This is a genomic window from Bradyrhizobium sp. USDA 10063, assembly GCF_054063735.1.
Genome location: NZ_JBSSGP010000001.1, coordinates 14,774 through 27,800, shown reverse-complemented (window position 1 = coordinate 27,800; position 13,027 = coordinate 14,774). Strand labels below are relative to the sequence as shown.

5 protein-coding genes and 1 pseudogene are annotated in these 13,027 nt (G+C 61.4%); 5 read left to right on the top strand and 1 reads right to left on the bottom strand.

Annotated features, from left to right (window positions below; all coding sequences use genetic code 11):
• Window positions 1-3 precede the first annotated feature (3 nt).
• The 3 genes from ACVJGD_RS00070 to ACVJGD_RS00060 all read left to right on the top strand — a co-directional run bounded on the left by ACVJGD_RS00070 (window position 4) and on the right by ACVJGD_RS00060 (window position 3,417).
• Window positions 4-342, top strand: a complete 339-nt coding sequence (locus ACVJGD_RS00070) for a ribbon-helix-helix protein, CopG family (protein ID WP_456632515.1) — start codon at window positions 4-6, stop codon at window positions 340-342.
• 143 nt (window positions 343-485) lie between these two features.
• Entirely contained in the window at window positions 486-2,252 is a 1,767-nt protein-coding gene (locus tag ACVJGD_RS00065; RefSeq protein WP_456632514.1) for a recombinase family protein, read from the top strand.
• Window positions 2,253-2,415: 163 nt separating this feature from the next.
• A complete protein-coding gene (locus tag ACVJGD_RS00060; protein WP_456632513.1) occupies window positions 2,416-3,417 on the top strand; it encodes an IS701 family transposase in 1,002 nt (333 codons plus the stop codon).
• Between the two features lie 281 nt (window positions 3,418-3,698).
• On the opposite strand, the gene ACVJGD_RS00055 is transcribed toward ACVJGD_RS00060, so the two are convergent.
• Complete coding sequence (locus tag ACVJGD_RS00055) at window positions 3,699-11,141, bottom strand: shikimate kinase (RefSeq protein WP_456632512.1); 7,443 nt, start codon at window positions 11,139-11,141, stop codon at window positions 3,699-3,701.
• Between ACVJGD_RS00055 and ACVJGD_RS00050 the strand changes: the two genes are divergently transcribed.
• Both ACVJGD_RS00050 and ACVJGD_RS00045 read left to right on the top strand, forming a co-directional pair.
• Window positions 11,066-11,659, top strand: a complete 594-nt coding sequence (locus ACVJGD_RS00050; RefSeq protein WP_456632781.1) for a hypothetical protein — start codon at window positions 11,066-11,068, stop codon at window positions 11,657-11,659. The two genes, ACVJGD_RS00055 and ACVJGD_RS00050, sit on opposite strands and share 76 nt — an antisense overlap.
• Window positions 11,660-12,196: 537 nt before the next feature.
• Window positions 12,197-12,960, top strand: a pseudogene (locus ACVJGD_RS00045) (IS6 family transposase).
• Window positions 12,961-13,027: the final 67 nt, after the last annotated feature.

Sequence of the window (13,027 nt, the reverse complement as noted above, 5' to 3'; positions counted from 1 at the left end):
CAGATGGCACGTTCAACGAAGACGCAGAAGGCCCTGAACTTGAACGCGGCGCACGGCCTGTTGTCGCGGGGAAGCAGCGTGGCAGAAGCGGCGACCATGTTGGCGCAGGAACGCGGCATCTCGCTGCGGCAAGCGTATCGATATCTGCAACGCGCGCGTGCGCTCCGACGTGCGATGCCGGTTGGAGAACCGTCGGTGCCAGCAACGTTCAAAATTCCCCGCGACGTGCTCGCGCAATTGCGTGCGTATTCCAGGCGCAGCGGTTTGCCGCTGAGCGTGATTGTCACCGAGGCGATCGAGAAGCGTTTGACCGCAACACGTCGGCGCGGAAGACATGGCTAAGCGCTCTGCAGAGCGTCCTGCCGTTTGTTTGGAATTTGCTTTCGATCGCCTGCTCCCCATCAAGTTACAACAAGCCTATGGGCTGCTGGTTGCGAACTGTGTTCGTCCCGTAGGGCAGGACTCCGAGAAGAGAGGAGACGGCCGTGAAGCCTGCAGCGATCTACGCCAGGGTCTCGTCGGACAAACAGAAGGAAGAACATACCATTGCGAGCCAAACGGAAGCTCTGCGCGGCTTCGCCCTACAGCAGGGCTTCAGCGTGCCCGATGAATGGGTGATCGAAGACGAGGGTTACAGCGGAGCTACGCTCGTTCGCCCGGGCCTGGAAAGGGCTCGCGATTTGGCGTCGGAGGGGCAGATCGATGCAGTCCTCGTTTATTCACCAGATCGACTGAGCCGAAAGTATGCATATCAGGTGCTTCTCATTGAAGAATTTGCACGACATAACGTCCAGACGGTGTTCATCAAAGCGCCCCAGACAGCTACAGCGGAAGATCAGCTGTTGTTGCAGTTCCAAGGCATGATCGCCGAGTATGAACGGGCGCAAATTCTGGAGCGGTCACGCCGGGGCAAAAGGCACCGTGCACTGCAGGGAGTTGTCAACGTTCTTTGCGGCGCTCCGTTTGGCTACCGCTATATCCGTAAGACTGAGCACGCACCCGCGTCTTACGCGATCATAGACGCTGAGGCGGCCGTGGTGCGCAAGGTCTATGAATACTACACCGTTGCGGGTTTGAGCATCGGCGCCATCACGCGTCTGTTGAACGAACAAGGCATTCCTACGCGCAAGCGTATCTCGCGTTGGGAGCGTTCGGTGGTTTGGGCGATGCTGCGCAATCCTGCGTACAAGGGAACGGCATGCTTCAACAAAACGAAGACGGCGAAACGACAACGCATCACGCGGCCAATCCGTCTGCGGGGCGGATTTGCCTCACGTGACAGCGCCCACCACGAGCGGCCACGAGAGGACTGGATCGAGATTCCGGTACCACCGATTGTCACCGAGGAAACCTTTGCACTGGCTTCGGAGCGGCTTAAGGCGAACAAAGACCGTGCGCCTCGCCGCACGATCACACCCAGCGTCGTGCAAGGCTTGGTGTCGTGCCGCAAATGCAGCTACGGTCTTTATCGCACTTCGACGCGGACAAGTGCGCGTATGATCCACTACTATCGTTGTCTTGGCTCCGACGCATGGCGCCGCCTTGGCGGGCCGGTGTGTGATAGTAAGCCGATACGACAAGATCTTCTTGACGAGGTGGTATGGCGTGAGATCCTCAAACTGCTGGAGAATCCACGCCTCATTCAAGAAGAACTGGAACGGCGATTGGCTGCGGCACGCACTGCCAGCCCCGTCAAACGCCGTGAAGAGCACTTGCAGCGGGAGTTGGCACGCGTACGAAAGAGCATGGAACGTTTGATGACCGCGTATCAGGAAGAACTGATATCGTTAGACGACCTCCGCCGTCGCATGCCCGAGCTTCGCAAACGTGATCAGGCAATCAGCGCCGAGCTAAATGCGCTTGAGACCCAACTTGCCGACCGCGCTGGATATCTGCGTCTAGCAAAAACCATGACAAGCTTCCTTGCACGACTACGCGAAACGGCAAAAACGCTGGAGGTCGCGGAGCGTCAGCGCATTGTGCGACTCCTGGTCAAGGAGATCCTGGTGGACGATGACACGATTGTCATCAGACACTCGATTCCAGCTCCAACCGAATCAACTGACGGCAGTGGGCCGCCCTCGCGCTCCAAAGGTCACCAACCGCTAGGCGACGCAAGTTACCTTTTGCGTAAGGGGAGTAAGGCGCCCCATGTTGCCGAAGGTCGTCCAACGACCTTTGACGTTCGACCAATAAAAGAGCTCGAAGCGGTCGGTATCTGGGATCGGTCGCAGTCGGGCAATCGGGTTTGAGCTGCGGCGATCGAGAATCGTATAGGCGCTGCCGCTCTTTTCCACGTTGTGATGCGTGAACTGGGCCGCGATCTGGGCAAGGACGGGGTCGGGCTTGGACATGACGGTCAATGTGCTCGACGACCGATGGGCATGCCAAGATGCATGAACCGGCTGATTCAATTTGTCGCACACCGGCAAGATTGCCGCGATTCACCGCGCCGATTCTACGGATGGGATGCAACCGTCCCGTCTTCTCCCCAGTTCTTCTGATCCGCTCCCACCTCGCTTTGTTGCCCGGCTGGCCGGCTTTGCCGACTTGTTCACGCGCCCAACCTGGTCGCACGTGCCGTTGCTGCTGGCCGGCGCTATCCTGGCGCCTGGCCGGCGCACCGTCGCGGCGGCTCTGCGCATTCTGGGGCGAGATCGCGAGCCCGACTTCTGCACCTTTCACCGCATCCTCAACCGTGCGGCATGGTCGTCGCGGGCGGCCACAGGACGTCTCCTTGTCTTGCTGGTCAGCAGCTTGGTGCCCGCGCACGGCCCGGTGGTGATCGGGCTCGATGACACCATCGAGCGGCGCTGGGGTGCCAAGATCAGCGCCCGTGGCATCTATCGTGATCCGGTCCGCTCCTCCAAGGGGCATTTCGTCAAGGCCAGCGGTTTGCGCTGGCTGTCCGCCATGCTGTTGGTGCGCGTGCCGTGGGCCGACCGCATCATGGCGCTGCCCTTTCTGACCCTGCTGGCCCCGTCCAAACGCTTCTATGCTGGCAGACCGAGACAGCCCAAGGCCCTGCTCGACTGGGCCCGCCAAGCCGTCCTGCAGATCAGTCGCTGGCTTCCTGGACGCTATATCGTGCTCGTCGCTGACAGTGCGTTTGCGGCCGTCGAATTCCTCGCCGCCATTCACAGCCGTGTCTGCGTCGTCACCCGCTTGCGGATGGACGCCAACCTGTTCGACTTCCCGCCGCCAAAGCGCAAGGGCCGCGGTCGGCCGCCGATCAAAGGCAAGGCGCAGAAGAAGCTGTCCGCAGTCGTCAAGGATCGCAAGGTCCGCTGGCAGCGCTGCCCACATCAGCCTCTGGTACGGCCGAACCAATCGCGTCGTCGAGATCGCTACCGGTACCGCCCTCTGGTATCGAAGCGGCGTCAAGCCGCTGCCCATCCGTTGGCTCCTCGTCCGTGATCCGATCGGTGAACTCGAACCGCAAGCATTCCTCGCCACCGACCTCAACGCCAAGCCGCACGACATCCTCGCCTGGTTCGTCAGCCGCTGGCAGCTTGAAGTCACCTTCGAGGAAGTTCGCGCTCACCTCGGGTGTCGAGACCCAGCGCCAGTGGTCGGACAAGGCCATTCTGCGGACCACTCCGATCTTGCTCGGCCTGTATTCCCTCGTCACGCTATGGACGCACGACCTCGCGAAGGCGCGGAAGCTCGAGCCCAGAACCACCGCCTGGTATCCGAAATCAGTACTCACCTTCAGCGATGCGATCGCGGCGGTCCGACGCGAAATATGGGCTCATCAAATTTCCTTCATGTCCCAGCCTCACCGAGATGCCATAGAAATTCCCCGCCATATCTGGCACCGCATGCAGGACGCTCTCGCCCACGCCGCATAATTCGGCCAAAGTCAAGCTTAGTCGGTTCCGCAATGCCTGCCGATCGGCGACGATGTTGTCGAGGTGCAGCGCCTCTGGCCGCTGTCCTTGCGCCAAACGTTCAACCAGCGCCCGCGTGGCGTCGAGCACGAAGACGCCGCAATCATAGTCGTTCTGCTGCTGGGCCATGGCAGCTATGCTGAGGCGGGCGCCCAGCCGTGTTGCGAGCTCTTCTGCGACGGCCCGGTTCCTATTCCCGCTGGAGTCGTAGTGATAGGCGCGTATCCTTTCCGGCACGCGGCGATCAACGAGCAGCAGCGACCAATGGGTGCCTGCCCGATCAGCGCCGCCATCGTTCACCGGCAGCAACAGAAAGTTGGCTGTATCGTTACCATTATGGTCCTGGACGATCCCCATCAGAGTTTCTTGTATGTCGTTCGGGTTCTCGGCCAAGCGCAGTAGTTGAACTGGCGCGGGCGGTGCGAACCGGATCTGCGCGGCTAGACCCGGGTTCTCCCTCTGCCATTCCTGCTCCAGGAGCGCGTAATCCGCCGCGATATGCTCGTCGCCCAGCCATTCCTGGGCGTCGAGCGCTAAGCTGCTGCGACGGTGGAGCGAGGCTGTCGGATCCAAGGTGTCCGTGCGAGCATCCGAAGCTTTCATCGACGACACCCGTAAATGGTGAGGCAAATCAATCAGAGCTCCACGGCTGGCATGGATGTCTGACGATCGAGCCACCGCAGATGATGAGGCGGCGGCGACCCGCATCTCCTGCACGAGCATACCCGAAGCTCCCGCATTCTGAGAGCTTGGCGCAACAGGAAGCTCCTGAAACAAGCCGGTCTGCCGAGCGCCCTGCCCTGCGTCGCAGAGATAGGCGTGCAGCGCGGTCACGCATTCATCCGCCTGATTTTGATGCGACCCGCTGCCCGAGCCAATCGTGAGATCAGCAGTTTGATAGACCGGCTCGCGCTCCCTAATCAGTTGTGTGACGGTCGCCTTCGGGTCGGGGGTCTGCAGCAGCCGTCGGCCGGACCGGCCCATGTTGCGCCGCATTATCACGTCGGCGTCGGCCTTGAGCCAGATCGAGACTGCCTTGTCATGGATCAGGTTACGGGTCTGATCGTGGATCAACGAATCGGAACCAGTCGCGAGCACCGCGGACCCTTGCTTGAGCGCATGCGCGATTACCTTAGCCTCAAGATCCCTAAAATACTGTTCGCCATAGGTCTGGCAGAGTTGCCTTATCGACGTGCCGGCTTCTTTCCTGATCTCGGCATCGGAATCGATGAAGTTCAGCCGCAGCCGCTTCGCAAGACGCCGGCCGATGGTGGATTTGCCAGCACCTGGCATGCCGACGAGCACGATCGGTCGATCGCCGAGAGCCGTCACAATCTCTCCAATCTCGCGCCTTCCTGGCTCGGCAGCTCGCGCCGTAAAGGCTGCACCAGCCTGCCTTCTACGAGCCGGTTCTACTCCCCAGTGGGGGATGTTCTTGGCGCCATCGGGGATAGCCACCTTCTTACAGACTTCTCGCGCACGGCGCGCCAGTTCTTCGGCGTTATACAGAGCATCTCCGCTCGATTGCTGCTGAAGCTTCTCCAACTCCTTGTAGGTATCGTGATTGGCGATCTTGGCCTTGTAACTGTCTGGTGTGTGGAACTCCGCCTCGAAGCGGTAACCTCGCGGAGTGGCGAGTACGGTTTTGATGCCGACAAACGTCGGATTGCGCATTCTGAACCAGTTGGTTGTGCTGATCTCGGCAAAGCCCCGCTCACCGAAGCCCAGCACGGCCTTCTTGAAGGCGCTTGCAAAATCCTCGTCAGGGACTTCGAAGACGTGGCGAACAGCGCTGCTGATCAGCTGAGAGTCGTCGTCAGACGTGACGCTCATCCCGGTGAGTTGGGCCGTCATGGAGGCTTCCGATCTCAAGCGGCGATCGAGATGGGGCATATTCACCTGGACGCCCACCTGGCTAAGCGTCTTGGCAACCTCGAATGCCGTTGCAGTGATCTCTGTCTCTTCGACTTCCGCGCGGGCGGCCTCCATTTGAGCACGCTCCGCAGCCTCCTCGCGGGTCAGCATGACCGTCATGGCGGCATCCTCAGCCGTAAGCAGTCGGCCAGTGGGTTCGGGCAGAATGTGCTTCTCCGCAGCAAGCTTGATTGAGGCCTCCATGACTGACGCCGCCAGCGTGGGATTATCCTTCAGATCCTCCAAGGCCGCATCGACGTCGAACCGGCCCTGGCTGAGCGTCGCCGCCAGGCTCTTGCTGAAGGGTACGGAGGTCAGGCCCGGCACCTGTTGCAGGAGTCGCTGCAGCTCTTGGCTTTTCTTCATGAAAAGGTGGACTCCGGTGTCGGATTTATACCCGTCGGTCCCGACCTTGATGCCAAGACTCAGAAGATTGTTTGCGCTTTGGACGAGATCGTCCAGATTGTAACCATCCGGTCGGGGCTCGATGCGCGCAGGGTAGTGGTCAAGCAAGACCTGGATGCGGTCGCGGGGCTGAGGAGCGGCCGAATAGGCCTCCGCCAGTTCCGGGAAAAGCTCGACGAACGCTGGGCTCACCGTCAGTTTGGTGTCGCTTTCGGCTGTTTCGGGCAGCACCTGCTCATCCGCCCTCGCTGCCCATGCCTTAAGGTCGGCAACAAGCAACTCGGCCGTTTCGCGGGCGACCGGATGGTCTGCGACCTCGGTCTCGCGCCTCGCCCGCTCGAGCTTGTCCTCTATATCCTGGCCACTCACCTGTTCCTGGTTCAGTAGCTGACGGATGTCGTGCCGTAGCTTGTGGTGAACGCCCTCGTAAGTACCAAAGATGGCCCGCTCGGCAAACCAGCGTCGTGCTTGATGGGACTGCGCCAGAAAGCTTCGCTGCAGGCTGCTATAGATTTCCAAAACATTCGTCGTGGCCGCGAGGATCTGGCTGGCACGACTGAACTGATAGTTACCATCCTCAATCGCCGGCGTATGCGACTTTGGCGGCTTGAGCGAGCAAACGCCGCGAGCTTGCTCCTTTTCATCGAACTGCCAGACATGCTGATAAAGCTGCGGCCGGTCGCCGATGATAATGACGGCATCCCCGTCGAAGTCGCCGTCGAGCTTCTTCTGTTCATCGGGCGGGACGGCAACCAACGACCCAGGAGCGAACAGCTCGGTCGCCTGCAGGATGCCCACGCAGTCGACCGGCATGTCCACGGTTGCGCGGTCCTTGCGTTTAGTCCAGCTCGAATGGCACTTGACGTCCTCGGCCGACATCACCAGCCCACGGTCGGCGTAGTTGGCCGGCCACATCTCATCCGGCACCACGATCAGAATGCCCTTGGCAAAGAAGCTCGGATCGTCGGCCGCCAGTTCCTCCCGCGATTTCTGGGCGACACTGAAACTGTATTGCATGGCCACGCACCAATCGAGGAATGCCGCAGTCGGATCCCCATCAGCTGCCGACTTGACTCGTTCGGCAGCGAGCGGACGCAGGTTGGGCTTATCATAGGGCGCCCGCCCGATCAGCACGCCCCCCGTTCCCGGCAGCGTGTCGCTCTTGAGCTTTGGCACATGGAGGCAGCCATCATCGGATGGAACGGCGACCGCGCCGGGACCATCGGTGTGTCCGGTCGTCACGGTGCGAAACAACTCTTCGGACGTCAGCTCTCGTCCGTCTCGGCTCTCAAGCCAGGTCTTGGCCTTCTCGCTCGCTTCTTCCGCCACTTGGTCGTTGCGAGGGTAATGTTGCAGCGCCGAGGGAGGGACGGACGATCTCCTTCCCTCACCAAAGGCCCGCAGCCGATCGGGACCTTCCTGGTGACCAACCCGGTGAACAGCTGGCATCTGCTCGGCCAGCGAGGCCTTGATGAAGCCGCAGCCGTCATGCGGTCGCAAGGCAATCGGACCTTCCGGTCCAGTCAGCTTAAAGGGATGCGCCTTGGTGGCCGGGCGGTCTGGCAGCAGCAACAGCTTGAAGGCGCCCTCCAGCGCGTAGTCGTGAGGCCCTAGATCTTTGATCGCCGGTGGCGCCGCAAACCCCCTGCGTTGGGTGTACCAATAGGCTTCTTTGAACGGCGCCCAGGCGCGCGACAGTTGCTCGAACGCCGTCCCCGGAGCGGTTTCGGCATAGGGAATGGCCAGCAGCTTGCCTCCGGAAGACGCGGCTGGCTGCGCGCCTGGAGCCCGGGCGGCGATCTGCGACAGGGTCGGCTTTGGTGGTTTCAACTTGCTGCCGCCAAACAGGTCCAGGCGGTACGGCACACCATCGACGGTGAGCGTCCGCGCCAACATGAAAGTGCTCAGCTTTGCCGGCAGCTGCACCGCGACCACCGGCAATGCCCCCGAGGTCAGGCGATGAAAAATCGAATAGCGCGTCTCGGGCTCCGTCGCCACGCGCCGTCCCTGCATGTCGACTACGGGCAACTGCATCAGTCCCGCATCACCCTGCGGCGGTCTGGGCTCATGGTCCATCGATCGCAACACCTCATGCATGTCGAAGACGGATGCCGGATGTCGCGCCTGGATCCTCGCCGCATCCTGCGCCATGAACGTGTCCAGCACATCGAGCGGATTGTCCGACTCGATCTGCGCGATCAGGTTCCAGCTCATGTTGGAAAGATCGCTTTCGATGAGGTCGCGCGTGCTGTCCAGGATCTCCTTGGTCTTGCGCTGCAGCTCGCCCTGCCGTGCGAGCAAATCGGGCTTTTTGCCCTCGACATACGGCCGCTTGAACAACGTCTCCAGGACCGCACGGGCTTTCAGCACTTGATAGATCGACAACGCCGGGCAGCGGCTCGCGAACGGCCCACGGGTCCGTTCGGCCTCGCTTGCGTTGAGATGCGCCTCGATCTTGTGCTCCACGACGGGCTGGATGTCGTTCAGCAGGCTCAGAGCCTGCCTACGGTGCCAGCGCAGATGCGGGCTACGCGCCAGCGGCAGCAGGGCGGCGCAAAGATTGCCCGTGGTTTCGAGGTTATTCTCCGCGGCAAAACCAGGGGCACGATGCAATCCCGTAAGGCGATCTAGCCCTGTTGGTGCGAGCAAACCGAGGTCCTCGAACAGCCTGACCTTCGCCAGCGCCTTGAAAATGGTAGCAATGCTCAGAACATCGGCCTGCTCCAGCCGATCATCGGCATAGTGCAGGTAATGAGCCAGCTGATGTAGGCTATTCTTCAGCAGGGCCGTCTCCGCAACGTCTCCACCGTCCTCGCCCCTTATGACACTGCGTCCCAGAGCATTGGCGATCGTGGCGAGCTCAAGCGTCGTGAACGAACCAAAGCGTCGGCCCGGTCCGCCGAGGCCGCGCGCGATGTCCATTACCGCCTGGTGGCATGCCGCATCTTCCGGCCATTTGCTGAAACCGTTCACCAGGCTCGCCAGCGCCTGCGGGTCAAAACGGGAGAGCTGGGAAGGCACCTCACCGGCGATGGCGACGGCGGCCTCGCGACAGCCCGCCGCGTCCGGCCATTTGCTGAAACCGTTCACCATGTTCGCCAGCTCCTGCGGGTCAAAACGGGAGAGCCGGGAAGGCACCTCACCGGCGATGGCGACGGCGGCCTCGCAACAGCCCGCCGCGTCCGGCCATTTGCTGAAACCGTTCACCAGGCCCGCCAGCTGCTGGGGCTCAAAACGGGAGAGCTGGGAAGGCACCTCACCGGCGATGGCGACGGCGGCCTCGCGACAGCCCGCCGCGTCCGGCCATTTGCTGAAACCGTTCACCAGGTTCGCCAGCTGCTGGGGGTTAGAATTGGAGAGCTGGGAAGGCACCTCACCGGCGATGGCGACGGCGGCCTCGCGACAGCCCGCCGCGTCCGGCCATTTGCTGAAACCGTTCACCAGGTTCGCCAGCGCTTGCGGAGGAAAATCAGAAAGCCGGGCAGTGCGGACGGCGCGACGACGGACCTCGCCGGCGATGGCGACGGCGGCCTCGCGACAGCCCGCCGCGTCCGGCCATTTGCTGAAACCGTTCACCAGGTTCGCCAGGTGCTGGGGGTTAAAATTGGAGAGCTGGGAAGGCACCTCACCGGCGATGGCGACGGCGGCCTCGCGACAGCCCGCCGCGTCCGGCCATTTGCTGAAACCGTTCACCAGGTTCGCCAGTTCCTGGGGCTTAAAATTGGAGAGCTGGGAAGGCACCTCACCGGCGATCGCGGCGGCGGCCTCGCGACAGCCCGCCGCGTCCGGCCATTTGCTGAAACCGTTCACCAGGTTCGACAGCTGCTGGGGGTTAAAATTGGAGAGCTGGGAAGGCACCTCACCGGCGATCGCGGCGGCGGCCTCGCGACAGCCCGTCGCGTCCGGCCATTTGCTGAAACCGTTCACCATGTTCGCCAGTTCCTGGGGCTTAAAATTGGAGAGTTGGGAAGGCACCTCACCGGCGATGGCGACGGCGGCCTCGCGACAGCCCGCCGCGTCCGGCCATTTGCTGAAACCGTTCACCATGTTCGCCAGTTCCTGGGGGTTAAAATTGGAGAGCTGGGAAGGCACCTCACCGGCGATCGCGACGGCGGCCTCGCGACAGCCCGCCGCGTCCGGCCATTTGCTGAAACCGTTCACCAGGTTCGCCAGCGCCTGCGGAGTATCAGAGAGCCTGCCGGGCCAGCGAGCAACCTCACCGGCGATCGCGACGGCGGCCTTGCGACAGTCCGCCGCGTCCGGCCACTTGCTGAAGCCGTTCACCAGTAAGGACAGGCCTTGATTAGTCTGCCTCCAAAGTTCGCGGCTTTCATTGCAACAAACTTCCGCGATTCTGATCGCCCCGCTGCGGCATTCCGGCACCCGGGAGTGCCGACCGAATGATACGGCGAAGAGCGCAAGGGCTCGGTCCTCGACTTCGTTCATAAGCGCGTCGTCGAGCCTCGATACTCGAGCTGCTAAGGCCTTGCAAGCTTCCATGCCCTCCCGACCACCAGCCTCCCCGCTCACCGCGTTGCATGTCTTGGCGTAGCTCCATGATTCACCAGCGCGGATATTTTCCTCCAAGCGCGCGACAAATCTGTATCGGAAATCAGCGGCGGCCTTTTGCAGGAACGTTGCCTTGTCTGGCATCCGCAACTGCCTGGCATAGTTCACCACTGCACCTGAGAATGCATAGACGTTGCGAGCCCGATCAATGTCCTTTAGCGCCGTATTAAGTGAGCTCGAAGAGCTATAGGGGCGCTCTAAGCTTGCACCATGGACGCTCTGCGCGGCGACATCGTCGACAGGCCGCCTTCCTGATCCAGCCGCTCGGTCGGACGCGGAATATCTATGTGGCGGGAACGCCTCTGTTCGCGAGCTTCCGGCTGCTCGATCGCTCCGCCAGTGCTCGCCGCCAGAACGCGACAAGCTTTCTTCCCGACTTCGTGCGCCACGATAAGGCCTGTACGATTGTTCAGAGCCTGCGCCATGGACGCTCTGCGCGGCGACATCGTCGACAGGCCGCCTTCCTGATCCAGCCGCTCGGTCGGACGCGGAATATCTATGTGGCGGGAACGCCTCTGTTCGCGAGCTTCCGGCTGCTCGATCGCTCCGCCAGTGCTCGCCGCCAGAACGCGACAAGCTCTCTTCCCGACTTCGTGCGCCACGATAAGGCCTGTACGATTGTTCAGAGCTTGCACCATGGACGCTCTGCGCGGCGACATCGTCGACAGGCCGCCTTCCTGATCCAGCCGCTCGGTCGGACGCGGAATATCTCTGTGGCGGGAGCGCCTCTGTTCGCGAGCTTCCGGCTACTCGATCGCTCCGCCAGTGCTCGCCGCCAGAACGCGACAAGCTTTCTGCCCGACTTGGTGCGCCACGATAAGATCTATACGGGATCTCGGAGCTTCCACCATGCCCGCGCTGCGCAGCCTTATCGTCGATAGGGACGCGAGCAGAACAAGTCTCTAAATCTTGCGGCTCAGAGCCCATCCGCCCAAGGACGGAACTGTTCGTTTGACCGCCCTCACCAGAAACGCCATCTGTGTGAGACTTGGCCGCGCCTTCAGCGCTGTCGTCCGCAGATTGCCAAATGCGATTCCCAAGTCCGCTGATGCGAGTCATAACGCGCCTCCAATACAAGCGAGAATGCGCTGGTTGTGATCTTCGCACAATGGCGGCCTTGAGCGTGCCACTACACCCATCGTCAATTCGCCAGATGCTTGAGCACAAACGATAACAAATCCCTTTCGATCACACTCCCAATGCTCGAAGAGCGATCGGCCATCCGTTGTATTCGAATCTGCTGTGCTCCTCTCCTCTCCTACGACCAGGACAAATAGATGTTCATTATGAAGCGATATTCCACGCCTATTGCTCTGAGCCCCTCGTTTCATCCAGGGATCCAGGGATGGGACAGGGATGGGAACAGTGGGTACCGTCAAGTTAACGAATTGGAGCGGCCAAGGGGATAGACGAGCGGCATGCCGACCGCCCGGGACCCTCTTTATCGCCGCCATCGCTTCCCACCGGAAGTGATCAGCTATGCCGTTTGGTTGCATTTCCGGTTTCCCTTAAGCTTGCGCATGGTCGAGGAAATGCTGGCGGCGCGTGGCATCGGCGTGACCTATGAAACCGTGCGCCAGTGGGGAAGGAAATTCGGCAAGGCGTTCTCCGATCGGATCCGCCAGCGCGCTCCCGCTCGCGGCGACAAATGGCATCTGGACGAGGTCGTTATCTCGATCGCGGGCGAACAGCATTGGCTCTGGCGCGCTGTCGACCAGAATGGCTTCGTTCTCGACGTCTTGATCCAGCGCCGAAGAGACTCGCGCGCTGCGCAGCGGCTCATGAAGAGGCTCTTGAAATCCGCCGGCACGCCGCCGCGCGTGATGATCACGGACAAGCTCGGTTCGTACGGCGCTGCGAGGGCGAAGATGGGCTTGCACGTCGAACATCGCCAGCACAAAGCTCTCAACAATCGGGCCGAGAATTCTCATCGGCCGACACGGCGACGCGAGCGGATCATGAAGCGTTTCAAATCGTCCCATCAGGCTCAACGGTTTCTGTCAGTTCACGATCAGGTCGCAAACCTTTTCCACATCCCCTATCCCGGAGCCGTCACTGCCGACTTCCGTCGCGCTTCGTGCGAGCGAGCCTTTGCGACTTGGCACGAGATCTCCATGACAAAGCGCTATCGTCGACTCTCGAACCTTTGAGAATCGCCTCCTTCGGCTCGGCGGTCGATTAAGTTGACGATGCCGCGCGACAAACCCGAGGGGAGATCCGGCGGACCGGAACGATGAAGAGAAAACCAG